Source organism: Paenibacillus sp. FSL W8-0919 (assembly GCF_038003785.1).
Taxonomy (GTDB): Bacteria; Bacillota; Bacilli; order Paenibacillales; family Paenibacillaceae; genus Paenibacillus_AQ; species Paenibacillus_AQ lactis.
The window spans coordinates 1,346,943-1,362,446 of record NZ_JBBOPV010000001.1 but is presented as its reverse complement, the minus strand read 5'-3'; the positions used below and the strand labels follow the sequence as shown (position 1 = coordinate 1,362,446).

General features: G+C 50.9%; 14 protein-coding genes. 3 read left to right on the top strand and 11 right to left on the bottom strand.

Features of this window, described 5'->3' with window-relative positions:
* Positions 1 to 52: 52 nt before the first annotated feature.
* The 7 genes from NST44_RS05945 to NST44_RS05915 form a co-directional block, all read right to left on the bottom strand.
* Entirely contained in the window at positions 53 to 3,169 is a 3,117-nt protein-coding gene (locus NST44_RS05945; protein ID WP_340898316.1) for a hybrid sensor histidine kinase/response regulator, read from the bottom strand.
* 66 nt (positions 3,170 to 3,235) lie between these two features.
* Positions 3,236 to 3,997, bottom strand: a complete 762-nt coding sequence (locus tag NST44_RS05940) for an AAC(3) family N-acetyltransferase (RefSeq protein ID WP_340898314.1) — start codon at positions 3,995 to 3,997, stop codon at positions 3,236 to 3,238.
* A 616-nt stretch (positions 3,998 to 4,613) separates the two neighbouring features.
* Complete coding sequence (locus tag NST44_RS05935; protein ID WP_340898313.1) at positions 4,614 to 5,915, bottom strand: glycosyltransferase family 2 protein; 1,302 nt, start codon at positions 5,913 to 5,915, stop codon at positions 4,614 to 4,616.
* Positions 5,908 to 6,051, bottom strand: a complete 144-nt coding sequence (locus NST44_RS05930) for a hypothetical protein (protein WP_340898310.1) — start codon at positions 6,049 to 6,051, stop codon at positions 5,908 to 5,910. The genes NST44_RS05935 and NST44_RS05930 overlap by 8 nt, the downstream gene beginning before the upstream one ends.
* Positions 6,052 to 6,084: 33 nt before the next feature.
* Positions 6,085 to 6,960, bottom strand: a complete 876-nt coding sequence (locus NST44_RS05925) for a GGDEF domain-containing protein (protein ID WP_340898308.1) — start codon at positions 6,958 to 6,960, stop codon at positions 6,085 to 6,087.
* A 27-nt stretch (positions 6,961 to 6,987) separates the two neighbouring features.
* Entirely contained in the window at positions 6,988 to 8,055 is a 1,068-nt protein-coding gene (locus tag NST44_RS05920) for a glycosyl hydrolase (protein WP_340898306.1), read from the bottom strand.
* Positions 8,056 to 8,278: 223 nt separating this feature from the next.
* Positions 8,279 to 9,220, bottom strand: coding sequence for a helix-turn-helix transcriptional regulator (locus NST44_RS05915; RefSeq protein ID WP_340898304.1), 942 nt, complete (start codon positions 9,218 to 9,220; stop codon positions 8,279 to 8,281).
* 126 nt (positions 9,221 to 9,346) lie between these two features.
* On the opposite strand from NST44_RS05915, the gene NST44_RS05910 reads away from it, so the two are divergent.
* Positions 9,347 to 10,063, top strand: a complete 717-nt coding sequence (locus NST44_RS05910; RefSeq protein WP_340898302.1) for an alpha/beta fold hydrolase — start codon at positions 9,347 to 9,349, stop codon at positions 10,061 to 10,063.
* A gap of 68 nt (positions 10,064 to 10,131) precedes the next feature.
* Here the strand turns inward: NST44_RS05910 and NST44_RS05905 are convergent, their stop codons facing one another.
* Entirely contained in the window at positions 10,132 to 10,743 is a 612-nt protein-coding gene (locus NST44_RS05905; protein ID WP_210094130.1) for a TetR/AcrR family transcriptional regulator, read from the bottom strand.
* Between the two features lie 27 nt (positions 10,744 to 10,770).
* Positions 10,771 to 11,208, bottom strand: coding sequence for a hypothetical protein (locus NST44_RS05900; protein ID WP_210094131.1), 438 nt, complete (start codon positions 11,206 to 11,208; stop codon positions 10,771 to 10,773).
* Between the two features lie 346 nt (positions 11,209 to 11,554).
* Here NST44_RS05900 and NST44_RS05895 point away from each other — a divergent pair, with 346 nt between their 5' ends.
* Together NST44_RS05895 and NST44_RS05890 are read left to right on the top strand one after the other, a co-directional pair.
* The gene (locus tag NST44_RS05895) at positions 11,555 to 12,421 is read left to right on the top strand and encodes a sigma-70 family RNA polymerase sigma factor (RefSeq protein ID WP_210094132.1); all 867 of its coding nucleotides are present in this window, start codon (positions 11,555 to 11,557) and stop codon (positions 12,419 to 12,421) included.
* Positions 12,422 to 12,458: 37 nt separating this feature from the next.
* The gene (locus tag NST44_RS05890) at positions 12,459 to 12,824 is read left to right on the top strand and encodes a DoxX family protein (protein WP_210094133.1); all 366 of its coding nucleotides are present in this window, start codon (positions 12,459 to 12,461) and stop codon (positions 12,822 to 12,824) included.
* A 158-nt stretch (positions 12,825 to 12,982) separates the two neighbouring features.
* On the opposite strand, the gene NST44_RS05885 is transcribed toward NST44_RS05890, so the two are convergent.
* A complete protein-coding gene (locus NST44_RS05885; RefSeq protein WP_340898296.1) occupies positions 12,983 to 13,639 on the bottom strand; it encodes an FMN-dependent NADH-azoreductase in 657 nt (218 codons plus the stop codon).
* A 155-nt stretch (positions 13,640 to 13,794) separates the two neighbouring features.
* Positions 13,795 to 15,465, bottom strand: a complete 1,671-nt coding sequence (gene leuA, locus NST44_RS05880) for a 2-isopropylmalate synthase (protein ID WP_340898295.1) — start codon at positions 15,463 to 15,465, stop codon at positions 13,795 to 13,797.
* Positions 15,466 to 15,504 lie beyond the last annotated feature (39 nt).

Genomic DNA, 15,504 nt, shown 5'->3' with positions numbered 1-15,504 from the left:
TGTATAACAAAGCCGCAGCATCCGTGCTGCGGCTTTGTTAATTATAGGAATATTACTTCGGCTTTGCGAAGAGACGTGCACGGAAGGTTACCTCGGTCCCTTCCCCCAACGTGCTCTTGATAAGCAGTCCTGTTCCGAAGTGCCGTTTTAATCGCAGATCCGTATTGATTAGCCCGACTCCGGCGTGCTCTGCCCGCCTTTCCAGGATCCGCTGCAATTGAGCTTCGTCCATTCCGACGCCATCGTCTTGAACGGTGATCTCGACGTCATCCGCCTGGACCGAGATCCGGATCCGGACCGTTCCCCCGCAGGATCGCTTCATGATTCCGTGCCTGATCGCATTTTCAACTAAAGGCTGGATCGATAGGAAGGGGATTTTTAATGGCTTGTGGTCATCGATCTCCCAAACAACCTGCAGACGCTCTCCGAACCGGACCTGTTCAATATATAGATACGATCGGACCATCTTGAGCTCCTCTTCGATGGGAACTAGGCCGTCTGTATCCTGGAACCTGAATCGGCTCCGCAAAAAATGGCTGAACTCCTCGAGCAAATCCCGCATTTTATCCAAATCAATGCCGCTTAACGCCGTTATGGCATTTAACGCATTGAATAAGAAATGAGGCTGGATTTGCGCCTGCAGCCATGCCGCCTCCAATCGCAGCTGCTCTCGAACCGTCTGCTTAATCGTTGTCAGCGCCTGAATCCGCGATCTGATCTCCAATGCTTCCACCGGCTTGGTCACATAATCGTTAGCTCCCGCCATAAATCCGCTCTGAATATCATTCGGCTGGCTTCTTGCCGTAAGGAGCAATATAGGAAGCTCGGTGAGCGTAAACCGCTCCCGAATCCGCCTTGTCAGCTCGTAACCGGACATCTGCGGCATCATGATATCGGTAATGACCAGATCCCATTCCTTCCTATCCAGGAGAGCCAACGCTTCTTTACCGCTCGTTGCCATCGTAAGGTCGTATTCGCCTGTCGGCAGGATCGCTTCCAGCACTCGAAGATTGACAGGGTCGTCATCAACGATTAACAGGTGTGGACGATAACCGCTCATGCCGGATAACGTTGTCGGGCTCGAAGCGGATGGAATGATTTCTTCTAGCTCCAAACCGGTCCGCGCCGTTTCCCCAATCGGCAAGGGCTGTACGGCCAATGCTTCAAACGATGTATGAACCTCCTCTTTCTCCACGTCCACCCCCGCCAACTCTAACGAAAATGTAAACTTCGAGCCTCTTCCTAATTCGGAGGACGCCTCTAACGTCCCCTCATGAAGCTCAATCAGCTGCTTGCTTATGCTTAAGCCTAATCCAAAGCCGCCTTCAATCATCGTCTCGCTGGCGCTTGCCTGCTCATACGGAAGAAATACGCGCTTCAGCATATCTGCATCCATTCCGATCCCCGTATCGGCAACGGCGATATAGGCTTTTCCGTCCTCTGCATGTGCCTGAATCGAAATGATGCCTTCGTTCGTGAATTTCACCGCATTATGAAGCAGATTGAACATGACCTGAATGACCCGGTTCTCATCGGCAATGACGGGAGGGAAATCTTCAGGAATCTGGTTTACGATTCGAACAGACTTCATATCCGCGTTCCACTGCAGCATATCCATGACGCCGGTCACAATCGGTTGAATCGATACGACCAATTTCTGTAAACGCGGATTGCCTTCCCGCAGACTCATTCCATCAATTAAATCATTTAATATGAGCGTCAGGCGGCGCCCTACAGATAACACCGTTTCAAGCTCTTTAATGCTTTGATTCTGCAGTACATCCCGTTCTCTGCTCAACACCGATTGGGACATGTTAAGGATGCAGTGGAGCGGATTTTTAAATTCATGCGACGTGTTCGCCAAGAATTGATCCTTCTGATCGTTCACCCTCTGCAGTGTCGCGGCAATCTCCTTCGTATGGGCATGCATACGGAAATAATCCCGAAACCATACGGAGGCCAGGCATCCGATCGAAATGATCAGGTCGAACGGATAGTGGGCGATGCTAAGGCCGCTCTCCCGCCAGTATAAGGTCCACAGGAAATGGTGAACCAGCGCAAACATCGATAAAAGCTGCAGCAGATGATTTTTGATATCCTTGAATACCTTTTTAAAGATAGCGGTGATCGCAACAACAGTTGCAACACAGCCCAATAAATAATAAACCGGAAAGAGTTTGATGATCTGATGGGGAGCCAGAAACAGCGTAACGGCGGCCGTCCCCAAACTCGCTGTAGCATAAACTGGATACACCCTTCTCCAAAAAGGGAGCTCCCGATGCTCCGTACATTGGAGCAGCGCGTAGCAGCCGATGATCGCCGCGGCATTCGTCAGCCGAAAATCCCAATCGCTGCCGATATAGAACAATTGGTGAAACAGCTTCTCATCGCTGCTCAATAAGCTGGGAAGCGTGACGCAGAGCGTCAGTAAGGAAAAATAAAGCAGCCTTCTCTCCCGGTTCCCCAGTAAGAACAAAATTAGCGCATAGACAGAATGCATAAGAAATATGACCGCTCCCAGCGTCTGCATCGATACGGAGAGCTTCATTTCCTGTGCTACGGCCTCCTCTGAGCCGAATTTAACCGATCTGGCAATGCCGCCGCTTCGACTATCCACATAATTTGCCGCCTGAACCACCAGCTCGATGACCCCGTTCTCATCTGCCGTAAAGCTTGTGGAATACGGGAGGTTCTTCGCCGTATATGCTTCCTTCGTCTTCCCCACCTGACCGGATTTGGCAAGCAGCCGGCCGTTTACATACACTTCCGATGCAGTCCGCACGCTGGGCAAGCGAACGCTATAATTCAAATCATTGTCCGGATTTACCAAAATACGCAGGCGATAGGACCCAAATCCATACGGCGTCCCCTCTTCACCTTCACGGTGCAAAGCTTCCTCCCATTGCCCCGGGACCTGAAGCAGCTTTGGCTCCGGACCGCCTGCACCATGCTGCTTGCGTTCCGACAGCCACTCCGAGGGATAAAACTCCCACTCCCCATCAAGCAGGAGAACGCCGCTGTCTTCTGCATGCCAATGGCGCAAATCCAATTGTCCGTTCTTGATGGACACCTGCATTTGATGAGGGAGCAACTCCATCCATAACACGCGCAGGCCGGATAAAATGACTAATAACAATCCGATGAACAATACAATATGGCTCTTTTTCATAAATAACTCGGGGAGTCTTTTGCCAACAAATATCCCTCTCCTAATCCAATCTCTAATGCAGACGCGTCAATGATCCAAGGGATGGTTATCCGAGAACAAATCCGGATTGTCCTTCAGCATCGCCGTGATGATCTCCGCCACCGCAGCTGCATCACACACCCTTACAACGGCATCGCCAAGCTGCCCCTTGTGCATCGCGCCTTCACGTTCTAGGACCTCGTCGACCTTCCAGAAATGCTCCGACCACGACAGCCCGCAATGCCTGCGGGAAGGCACAGAAATTTCCGTTCCATCCGGCAATACCGTGTACAGCTGCTCATGGTCATCCGTTAACCTCCCCGGGATGTCCACCCATTCCTCAACGCCATGAATAAAGGTGTTGCGCCTTAAATCAACCCCGACTAACAAAATGGTCGCCTTTCGGTCGAGCAGCTTCCCCCAGGCGGAGCCTCTGGCGCATGGCGTATCAAAGCGATGGTCGTCGCTTGTGAACGCTTCGGATTCCCGGCCCAATGCCGCCACCGAATGCGTGGGATGCAGCGAACGCACCACGCCGGGCCGCTTGCGAAACAGCTCGGGCAGTATCCCGACGCAGGAAGGCGAACGGTCCACGTAAAACCTCGGATTATCCGCATTGATGTAAGACCAAGTATGGGTGGGCAATACCAGCAGCCCATCCTTCATATATTCCGACAACGCATTCAACACCGTATCCGCGCCGCCCTCGACCGGCCCCATGCTTTTCATCGATGAATGAACCAGCAGCGTCCCCTGGCTGTCTATGCCCAGCTGCTCCAATTGCTCCATTAAGCTTTCTTTCGTGTGCATATTCCTTCTCCTCCCGTATGCTTATGAATCATAACCTATTGACGTCTCGATCTCTTAGCTGAACGATTCCTATAACAGGAATATAACATCCTTATTTGGGACCAGCCACCTATCCTTCTTAGCGTTGTTGTTACACAGGTCATATTTAGAAATTCTTCAGAGACCCATGTTACGCTTAAAATAAAAACAGAAAAGGGCAGTGAGCTTGTAAGTGAACAAAAATTACTTCGAAGAGATGCGCAAATTCAGCCATGACGACGAAATGAGATACAAGCTATTGATCCAGGGAGTCAAGCGGGTACTGCAAGAGCGTAAGCAGGGACGTCGTAAACTCACGCAGATTCTTGATTCACGTAAAAGAAACAAAAATTTGCAGGCCGGGAAGTGGTACCATTAGCCGCGCCGACTTGATGTTAGTCAATCGTTGTTTGTGTTTCTAAACCCTGCTCCCCGGATCGCCGGAGAGTATACATAGGGAATTTTATAAGAGCCTGTCCAACCCGGAAGGCCCTTTTTTGCATGGCTTAGAGCTATGTCCCATCGACTTGCCTGCGCTAACTCCTTCGCGGTTCGCGGCCAACGGCCGAATGGGAAGCCGGTCCGTCAAACGAGACCTTTATCCAAACCGCTGCGTTTTGTACCACTTTGCTTTTCTCCCCGTCACCTTGTCAACGACGAACGAGTAGAGCGCGCGCAAGGAAATGAGCAGAAATAGCTGGGCATACGTGAAATACGATATGCAGGACAGAATAAAGTTTTGGATCGTGCTCTGTCCGACATCGGTTGCCAGCGCCAAATTGATCTGCAGCACAAACAAGTAATACATCAATCCCCAGACCACCATCAGATAGACGTATACATCATCGGCGAATTGGAACGGCGATACTACATCCGGATTGAACAGCGCAACGACCCAATAGGCCACGTTGACGAGGATGATGATATCCGAGACGATAATGGATAACAAAAACCAGAAATAACTCGCCGCGTAGTACAGCACTTGCAGCTTGATCCGCCAGCTCGACCGATTGAACAAATGATGGATGTTATCAACCACGACGGAGAAATTCCCTTTGGCCCATCGTTCCCGCTGCTTCAGGTATACGCTGAGCTGCTCCGGTTCCTGCTGATAAGCTTCCGCCTGCGGAGCCAGGGCGATCAGTTGTCCCCTTGTCATAATCTCGAACGAGATGGCCGTATCCTCCGTGATGGCCTCCGTATCCCAGCCGCCGATCTCGCGCATCAGCTCTGTTTTCACAATAAAATTCGTCCCCGGGATCGTCCCCAGCTTGAACAGCTCCCACAGCCCGGTATGATAGATGCGCTGCGCGGTAACCAGCTCGAGATTAATGCATTTGGAGAGGAAATTCTGCCCGCGGTTCCGGGCCTTATTCCGTCCAAACACCGCTCCGTAGGTTTCCGGGTCTTCCATTGCTTTGTCGATCAGAAAATACAATGCGTTCCGCTCCGGCGCCGCATCCGCGTCGAAAATGCAAATCCATTCATGCTTGGCATACTCCAGCGCATCATTAAGCGCTCCGGACTTGCCGCCCGTTCCCGTGCGTTCGAAGATCATGAAGTCCCGGTCGCGATACGCTTCCTTGGCTTGCAAAGCCCGCAATTTCCCTGCGGTATCATCACTGCAATTATCGGCAATGACAATGAGCTGCACTTTATCCTTCGGATAATTCAGCCGTAAAATATTCTCTGCCGTTGCCGCGATTACCAATTCTTCATTGTGAGCGGGAACCATAACAGTTACCTTGGGGAAATGCTCCATCTCTTCCACATCGGGAATGGTCCACTCCTTGCGGCTCTGTCTAAAAATAAACCGAATCGCTCCCCCCATAATGAGGATCGACTCGAGCACGGCAGCCCAAATGCTGATAATACAAAAAATTAATAGTAGGTCAGCCACTGATCTTCCTCCGGTCGTATTTTCGATGTACGCGAACCCGAAGGGTCAGCGTTGCGATGAACAGCCCCACCACCGCAACGGTAAACAACAGGCTGACGATTTTGCAAAGCGGGACAAACCATTCCGTATAAGACATCTCTTTTTCTCCTCCTACTGCTAACTAAACACCTTATATATATTCTCCGATCAAATCCGTCTCCGTATTGCGCTCGAGTGCGGCAATGACGGCATCCGCATCTTCATACTTACTAAACTGCTCCTTAGCAAACACCAGCGCCCCTGCACGGATCACCAGCTTCAGCTCCCCGCCCTTCCGGTCTTGAAACGGCATGTCCATCAGCGCGTGCTTGATCCGGTCCGTCAATGCCTTTAAATACTCCTGGTTTGTCATCGGAAGCAGAACGATAAACCGCCCCTCATCCAGTGCGAACTTGTAATCCTCATAACGAATATGATTCCGGATCCCTTCCGACAAGGAAGCAAGCAGCTGGACATAGCCCTGTGAACCCAGGGATTCCCGCACCATCGGCAGAAATTCGATTTTGAACATGGCCAAGCAGAAGTTATATGTATCCGAATAACGATTGGCCAGATTGGACTGCTTGACCAGCGTTTCCCTAAAGGCTTCCTTATTGCCTAGCGAGGTTGCCAAATCCACTTCCGGATTCCTTCGCTGCAGCTCCTCGAGCCGCTCAATCAGCCGCTTGTTGCGGATCAGCCCGGATTTGATGAACATGGCCACGGCCACGTTAGCCGGCAGCAGCCACAGCCAGGAGATGGACAGCACATCAACCTCGGCAACCGTCGTAAGCCATACAAAATAAGCGACGATATAAACAAAAATACCAACGACCGAGACCCCCGGCGGGGCCAAAAAGCCCAGCAGCAGAGCCGCAAGGCATCCAATGGCGAATCCCAGCTCAGGTAAAGTAAAGGATTGGTCCCTAAACACATTCCAATAGATCAGCAATTCCTGCACGATTGCTAATCCGATCAGCAGTACGTATCCCCAGACCATGCGCTGGATGAATCTTTTATTTTCCATGTCCACCTCGTTGAATTGCGTATTCTCCTAATAAAGGGAGCAAGTTATCAAAAATATGCGTATTTTTCCCGAACACATATCCTCCGGGATATTGGGGATCCCGCCCCTTGAAGGTCTGCAGACCTCGTACAGCTGTTCTGCCAAAGGCCTGTCGCCCATTTGGAGCGCAAACTTGATCGCGAGGCCATACACCGACGGAGACTCGTAATTCACCGCTGCCTTTCGGTCGGCGCGTGTATACTGCCCTGCCAATTTCCCCGCCTGCCCGAACTCCTCCTTCAGAAATTGGTGCAGCGGTGCCTGATCCCTTCCCGTTTCTCCGGCATACATCGCGATCAGCAGCTGATCGATCAGATTCACCTTGTCTTCATAGGTATACTCCCGCGTCACGACATGAAAGGACTTGGGATAGAATACGCCGTCATCCGGCATGTTTCGAAGCAGGGCATGATATCGAATATAGGTTTCCTGATCCAGGATGCCTTCGCTCTGGAGCCCTTTGAGTGCCGGGAGATCCACATAGGCCAGACTCAGCGTATCGGGCATTTCCTGCCTGGAGAAATCATAGAAATCCACCAAATACCCGTTGTTTTGGGACCTGTTTAGCAAGGCTTCCGTAAGCTCCCTGGCCGTCTGCTTCCATTCCGGATGGCCCTTCCTCCATACCTTGGAGCCCTCCAGCAGCGCCCCGATAATCCGCAAATCGTCGCCAAGCGCATTCGTGCTGACCTTCGCCTCCCCCTCGGGGCTTAGCTTCCACACAATATAATCGCGATCAGCGATGAAATAGCGGGTTAATATGTCATAACTCTTCTCAAACTCGGCCAGATCGCGGCTTTCAATCGCTGCCTGCATCCAAAAACCAAGGGATTCAGAGAGCGCCTCTCGTCCTGCCGCCAGCTCAGGACTGACCGATTCCGCCTTCTGTAAATAGGTAGCCAGCGTGCCGTTAGCGTTGATCATATTAATCGTAATAAAACGTTTCGTTGGATTGTCCCCTTTGGCTTGGGTAAAGAATCCCCCGATTCCTACAACCGCGCCTAATAATAAGCCAAGTCCTGTCCACAGGACTTTACGTCCATATCGCCATTCCAAACTGCTTAAACCTCCATTCACTGCGGGACCGCGCCTTGATTCAACCCTAAATCCGCACCGGGATTTGCCACTCAAGGATTGTATCACTTCATTCTGAAGAAAAACTGTACATGGGGTTGTTTCAATATGCTTACAAGCCCTCGCAGCAAAAAAAACCGACATCCTGTCCCTACGTAAAGGACGGGATGTCGGCTATTGCTTCATGGCCCAGTGACGCAAAAGCTTAGCTATACAATAAACGCATCGCTTCGGCTTTTTCCTGAATGTACGTGATCGCTTCAACCGGCCCCTTAATCTTGACCTCGCTCCCGAGATTCCAGATCAAGTCTACATAGAAACGTAAATCCTCCGTGGCAATCTGAATGGCTGCCGCTCCGCTTCCGTCTTCGTTGCGCTGTATACTCGGGGCAAACCGGGGATTGGATTCCAGAAGCCATACTCCCTTCCTGGTGATCTCGATATGCAGCACCGTTTGATCCAGATGGCCTTTCTCCGGCTTATTCATCAGCGTCATCTTCCGGATCTCGTCCAGGGGAGGGACCGATGGATTGAGCGCTGCCGACAGGATCCGATCCGCCCTGAACTGACGGATATCCTCCCGCTCAAAACAATAAGCCGGGCAATACCAATAACCGGAGCTCGTGTAAAGGCCGATGGGCTGAATATCCCGCTTGGCTATCCCGCTGCTGGAGTTGTACTCCATGGTGACCACTTCGCCGGTCATGATGGCTTGCATCAGCGTTTGAAGAATCCCCGGAGCCATGGAACGGTACGGACTCCATAACATGATTCGCCCGTCCAGCCGATCGATCTGCTCCTTGATATCGGCAGGCAGATAATGATAAAACTTTTGCAGTGCGGATTCGGCCCCTTCGCCAAATGGCAGGGAGCTGAAGTAGTCCAGTGACTGGCACGCGAAGAACATCGCGATGGCCTCGCTTTCCGACAGGCTGATGGGCGGCAGCATCCTGTCTTGAAGCAGCTTGTACCCTCCCCCTCTTCCTTGAATGGAATAGATCGGGATGCCGAGCTCGGACAGCTCCTGCAAGTCACGGGTAATCGTTCGAGTGGACAACCCAAATTCATCGGCAAGCTCTCGAACGGTAAATGACTTTTTTGCATTGATCATCATAATCAGCTGAATGAGACGCTGCGACTTTTGCATGGGTCACCTTCTCTTCGAAGTTTTTTTCATTATAGCATTTAAATAAGACATGATTTGTCTTATTTACGTGATACGATGTTCACAAATAGCACGCAGCATATCAACCTGTGAGGGGAGTTAACTAATATGAAGAAGAACACCAACGAAGAGATCGGTTTTGTATTTATCCATGGAGCGGGATTAGAGGGCCGAATATGGAGTAACGTTGCGGAGGGACTGGGTCAGCCTTCTTTACTCCTCGATTTTCCGCTCAGGAAAGGCCCGGTCGATTCAAGAAGCGACTTGGCTTTAGAGGATTATGTCAGCCATATGGAACATCAAGTAAATCAATGGGGCATCCAGCGGTTTGTCATCGTCGCACATTCGCTCGGAGGCGTTCTAGCCCTAAAGCTCGCTTCCAAATTCTCTGATCGATTGGCCGGCTTTGTCGCCGTAGGGGCAGCGATCCCTAAGAACGGCGGTTCGTTCGTGTCGGTTCTTCCTTTCCCTAAACGAATGCTCATGACGGCCATATTGCGCAAATGGGGTACCAAACCGCCGGAATCCGCCATCCGCGCCGGCTTATGCAATGACCTGTCAGAGGAACAGACGACGGGGCTCGTACAAGGCTTCGTTCCCGAGGCCGTACGCGTATACACGGACCGGGCTCATGCGGACGTTCCGGCTGTGCCGAAGCTGTACGTCAAGCTGACGAAGGAATTCCCTTCTTCCCTGCAAAATAAAATGATCTCGCATCTATCCCCGCATTCCGTTGAACAACTGGAATCCGGCCACTTGCCGATGCTCAGCAAGCCGGGAGATTTGCAGCGCATTCTGCAATCTTTCCTGGATCGCATCGCTTAATTGAAACGGATACCCGTAGAAGTTAGTACAGAAAAAGGCTGCCAGCGTGCTGGCAGCCTTTAAGGTTGTTACCTTTGTTGAATCAAAAAATCCAAAAACATCTCCGTCGTCGGAAAAACATAATTGCCTTGGAAACTTCGGCTAGTAAATGCCACGCCTTGGAACGTGCTGTAATAGAATAAAGCCAATCTTCGCGGGTCCCCCGGCTTGAATTCGCTTTGCCGCTGCCCGGCTTGAATGAGCTCTGATAGGCTATCGATCAACCGGTTCATCGAGGCCCGTACGGCATTCTTCAGATCCGGGCTCAGCTCTCGATCTGTAAAACTATCGATCTGGCTAATTAGAAGCAGCCCATCCGTGGAGGAAGGATCCTCTTGAAGGTTACTCAGCAAAAATGTGGTTGCTTCTATGATCACATCTTTTTCATTGCCCTCTTGTTCAAAGAGCCCCGCCATACGGTCAAACCCGGGGATCGAAATTTCGATCAGCCTGCTCATGATTTCTTCTTTGGTAGCAAAGTACCGATATGCTAACCCTTTACTGAGACCGGCATCATCCGCAATGTCCTGCATTGTGGTTTTGCCAAACGTTTTTGTAGCGAAAAGTTTAGCTGCCGATAATAAAATCTTCTCCGTAGCCTCGGCTCTCATGGTTTCAAAGCGTTCTTTCTGCTTGCTCAACGCTAACTGCTCCTCCCGTTCTTCACCTTATTCTGCTGTTAGGAATCCTTGATCCTCCATCATTTGTGTAGGGGCATCATGGGTAATCGTAAAGACCATCTTAATCGAATCTTCTTTAACATGCAAAATGTAAAAAGAATCATGAACCAGATCGAAGGATTTACCCGAAGCCTGCTCGACTCTCGCCGTGCCTTTAACTTCTACCAGCACATAGTTGTCTTTTAAAGGGGTTTCCTTTACGGGCGTAAGCTTGAAAAACTGATAGCCTAAAGATTTTAAGTATTCCCCCGATTCTCTCGTCCCTGCCAAGTAATCCCCCTTCTTCACCGCATGTACGTCACCGGATGGATAGGCGCCCACCAAGGGGTCATTCACCAAGGGATCAAGAAGCTCCGGATCGTACATATTGTTCGCGTGCTCGAAATCTTTGAAATAATTCTGAATTCTTTGGCTTACTTCGCTCATTGTTTATTCCTCCAACCTCTTTTTAGAGTGATTTCCAATAAAATAAATGACTGAATATATAGTCATTATATTTTCTGTTCCATTAACTGTCAACCTCGTTCGAGAAAAATATACCCAATATTACTTCTGGTTTCTTAATATTGAAGGTAAAGTGTAAGCATATACGCTCGACCATCAACACTCCCGGGGGAGCAAGCCGCAGGTTGGCCTATGTTTGAACCTTCATGAAAGGAGCTTCACCCGGCTTTGTTGATGCGATGGGCACGATTATTTATTTTCCAATCTGTCACATCGGCACGTTTCCATACGTCAATCCAATGAGAGCTTATAGAAGGGAGACTTTTCAATGACCGACACCCATTGGCTTACGGATCAATTCGAAGCCCATCGTTCCCATCTGCGATCGGTAGCTTACCGAATCCTCGGAAGCTGGAACGAGGCAGAAGATGCCGTTCAGGAATCGTGGTTTCGATTGAACCGCTCCGAAACGGATGCGATCGAGAATATCAGAGGGTGGCTGACAACCGTTGTGTCCCGGGTATGCCTTGACATGCTGCGTTCCCGAAAGGCACGGCGCGAAGAATCAATGGAGGCTTACGAAATCGGAAAGCTCACCGATCTTGAAGCTGGGGGTGACCCGGAGCGGGAGGCGTTACTGGCTGATTCGATCGGCCTGGCATTGCTCGTGGTGCTTGGCACCTTGAGTGCCGATGAGCGGGTTGCATTCGTGCTGCATGACATTTTTGCCCTCCCTTATGCGGAGATTGCTCCTATTATAGGCTGCTCCGAGGCCGCAGCGAGGCAAATGGCCAGCCGTGCGCGCCGCCGCATACAAGGAGCAAAGACTTCGTCCAAGACGGACCTCTCCATTCAGAGGAGACTCGTTGATTCCTTTCTGGCGGCGGCGCGGAGCGGCGATCTCGGCGCATTGCTTCAGGTCCTCAACCCGGGAGTCGTGCTGCGCAGCGATCGCGAGAACGCTCCGAAAGAAGTCCGCGGTACCCATGCTGTAGCCGAACAATTGATGTGGGGACGCGCCAAAGCGGCACGGCCGGCTCTCGTCAACGGAGAGGTCGGCGTCGTCATTTCGCCTGGGGGGCAATTGCTCCTCGTGTTGGCTATCGACTATGCGGACGGGAAGATCAACGGAATCGATGTGATTTCCGATCCGGCACGTATGAAGGAACTGGACTTGGTCACGTTGAGCGAGTAAAAGGCTTTTCATTCTATATTTATATGGAGGGATTTGCATGATCCTGTTCTCGATCGTACTTCAGAGCTTACTTGTGGCTTATTATCTATTCTCGGGCACGGCCAAAATCATCGGAGCCAAGTACTGGGCCGATATCTTTGCCCACCTTGGGCTCTCCCAGAGATTTCGCGTCGTTACCGGCTTCGTCCAATTAGTCGGAGCTGCCGGGCTTATCGCTGGTTACTGGTATAGCTGGGCAATCGCTTGGGCCGGGGTATGGCTTGGTATCACGATGCTGGTCGCATGCCTCGTGCATCTCAAAGCCCGGGACACTTTCGGAAAAACAGCACCTGCCCTCGTATTCGCTGCATTGAATATCATCGTCCTATCCATCAACGCAAACGAGCTGACTAATATTTTCTGAACGAGCCGGATTGCCCAAGATAACATAATGGCTGAATGTACACTGTTCCAAATCTCGCCGTAACGAAAAGGGCACCTCGTTCGAGGTGCCAATTCATCAACGGAGTGATCTCAAGATAACGTCCTCATCGGACCATTGCGCGTTATGCAGCCCTGTAATTACTTGATCACTCCCTCAACATGATCCGCCCTTGCAAAGGACACCGCCGCAAACTCGGCTTCATGGAAAGCCTGGGCCAATACTTGATCTTTCCCCCGTAACCTTCCTTGGGCACGGATGATTTGATAGTCAATGCCCATAAAGTTAAACATCGCTTTTAAATATTTGTGAGAATACTCGACTTCGGTGTACCAATCCTCGTTCGTATAGATACCGTCACTTGCTTGAATGACAAGCACGCTTCTGCCGTCTTTTAGCAGACCGACCGAGCCCTTGTCCGTATAGGCGAACGTCTCTTTAGCGATCATGATGTTATCCATATAGTCTTTCAGCTTGGAGGGAATGTTAAAGTTATGGAGCGGCATGGCGATGACATATTTCTTCGCACGCTTAAATTGCTGCAGAATTTCGGTCATGCGGGAGTCGAGCGCCTGCTCCTCTTCAGTCAAAGGCTCTCCGCTTCTCCTTTTATCATATAGGCTCAGAAAGGTCCGGTCTATGCAAGGAATGGTTTCCCGATATAAATCGATCTGTTCGATTGGCCCCTCCGGATTCATCTCTCTATACGTCTCCAGAAAATGATGGAGCACTTGCAGGCTTATCGACGAATCGTCATCCACCATGGGGTGTGCATTGATAACGAGCAGTGTTTCCAACTTCGATCTCTCCCTTATCCTGTATTTCTGATACATAGATGAGACAAATAGCAGATGTCTTTTGTGACATGATCGCTGAGGACGCCAAATAAAAAAACCGACCCCAAAAGCAGGTCGGTTGTTCTTGTTCTATAAGCAGTCCATGAACTCGGACTTTAGTTGGCTCGGTTCCGGCTAAATTGATTCACAGCGCTAAACAGTGCTTTTACAGACGAGGTCATGATATCAACATCAATGCCGCAGCCCCAATATACGCTGCCGTCAGCAGCCGTTATACCGATGTAAGAGACCGCTTGTGACTTCGAGCCTGTTTCCAATGCGTGCTCTTTATAGATCAGATCGGTATAGTTCATTCCAAGCTCGGTTTGAAGCGCATTGCTGATTGCATCAAGTCTTCCGTTTCCGGTGCCCTCAATCTCCTTGACTTCATGGCCGGTTCGGATCGTGACGGTTGTATGGAAGTCTTCATTGTCCGTCATCCGGTATTTGATAAACTCGACAGGTGATGTTATGTTCACATATTCCTTCACGAAAATGTCGTAGATTTCGTCCGGCATCAATTCCTTCTGCTGCTGATCCGATACGTTTTTCACGAAGTATCCGAAGTTTTCGCGCATTTTCGCCGGGAGATCGAGCCCGTACTTCAGCTGCAGGACATATCCGATGCCGCCTTTGCCGGACTGGCTGTTAATGCGGATAATATCGCCTTCATACTCCCTGCCGATATCCTTGGGATCAATCAGCAGATAAGGAACCGACCAATGCCGCGGCTCTTGTTCCTCGCGCCACTTCATTCCTTTCGCAATCGCATCCTGGTGCGAACCCGAGAAAGCGGTGAATACCAGCTCGCCTCCGTATGGATGTCTCTCGCTTACTTTCATCTTGGTCAGCCGTTCATAGACGGAGATGATCGCAGGGATGTTCTCAAAATTCAGCTTCGGGTCCACCCCGTGCGAGTACATGTTGAGCGCCAGCGTCACAATGTCGACGTTCCCCGTTCTTTCGCCGTTTCCGAACAACGTGCCCTCGACGCGCTGGGCTCCGGCCAGCATTCCCAGCTCCGCATCCGCCACGCCCGTTCCTCTGTCGTTATGCGGATGGACCGACAAAATGACATGCTCCCGGAAGCTCAGATGCTCGCTCATATACTCGATCTGGCTTGCGTAGACGTGAGGCATCGACATGGAGACTGTTGCAGGAAGGTTAATGATAACCGGGTTCTCGGCCGTCGGCTGCCATACGTCGAGCACGCTGTTGCAGATGTCCAGCGCAAATTCGATCTCCGTACCGGTGAAGCTCTCCGGCGAATACTGGAACTGGAAATTGCCCTCGGTCTCAGCAGCGCATTCCTTGAGCAGCTTGGCGCCGCTCACGGCGATGTCGATAATCTCTTGTTTGGACTTGCGGAATACCTGCTCCCGCTGCGCTACGGAGGTCGAGTTGTACAAATGGACGACGGCCTTCTTCGCGCCCTTCAGCGATTCGAACGTTTTGCGGATGATGTGCTCTCTCGATTGGGTCAGCACTTGGATCGTAACGTCATCCGGGATCAAATCCTGCTCGATCAATGTGCGCAGAAAGGTAAACTCCGTCTCCGATGCCGCGGGAAATCCGACCTCGATCTCTTTGAACCCGATCTCCACAAGCAATTTGAAGTACTCCAGCTTTTCCTCCAAATTCATCGGAACGATCAATGCCTGGTTTCCGTCGCGAAGGTCGACGCTGCACCAAATCGGCGCCTCGGTAATGTATTCCTTTTGGGTCCAGCTCAAGCTTGTCTCCGGCGGCATAAAATATCCTCTGGCGTATTTCTCAACATTTTTCATGGATATCCTTCCTCTCATCGATTTCCTGTGCTTAACTGC

What these genes read in the sequence shown, in the direction of transcription:
- NST44_RS05945 (WP_340898316.1), bottom strand. Translation starts at nt 3,169, where the DNA reads ATGAAAAAGAGCCATATTGTATTGTTCATCGGATTGTTATTAGTCATT.
- NST44_RS05940 (WP_340898314.1), bottom strand. Translation starts at nt 3,997, where the DNA reads ATGCACACGAAAGAAAGCTTAATGGAGCAATTGGAGCAGCTGGGCATA.
- NST44_RS05930 (WP_340898310.1), bottom strand. Translation starts at nt 6,051, where the DNA reads ATGTCTTATACGGAATGGTTTGTCCCGCTTTGCAAAATCGTCAGCCTG.
- NST44_RS05925 (WP_340898308.1), bottom strand. Translation starts at nt 6,960, where the DNA reads ATGGAAAATAAAAGATTCATCCAGCGCATGGTCTGGGGATACGTACTG.
- NST44_RS05915 (WP_340898304.1), bottom strand. Translation starts at nt 9,220, where the DNA reads ATGCAAAAGTCGCAGCGTCTCATTCAGCTGATTATGATGATCAATGCA.
- NST44_RS05910 (WP_340898302.1), top strand. Translation starts at nt 9,347, where the DNA reads ATGAAGAAGAACACCAACGAAGAGATCGGTTTTGTATTTATCCATGGA.
- NST44_RS05900 (WP_210094131.1), bottom strand. Translation starts at nt 11,208, where the DNA reads ATGAGCGAAGTAAGCCAAAGAATTCAGAATTATTTCAAAGATTTCGAG.
- NST44_RS05895 (WP_210094132.1), top strand. Translation starts at nt 11,555, where the DNA reads ATGACCGACACCCATTGGCTTACGGATCAATTCGAAGCCCATCGTTCC.
- NST44_RS05890 (WP_210094133.1), top strand. Translation starts at nt 12,459, where the DNA reads ATGATCCTGTTCTCGATCGTACTTCAGAGCTTACTTGTGGCTTATTAT.
- leuA (WP_340898295.1), bottom strand. Translation starts at nt 15,465, where the DNA reads ATGAAAAATGTTGAGAAATACGCCAGAGGATATTTTATGCCGCCGGAG.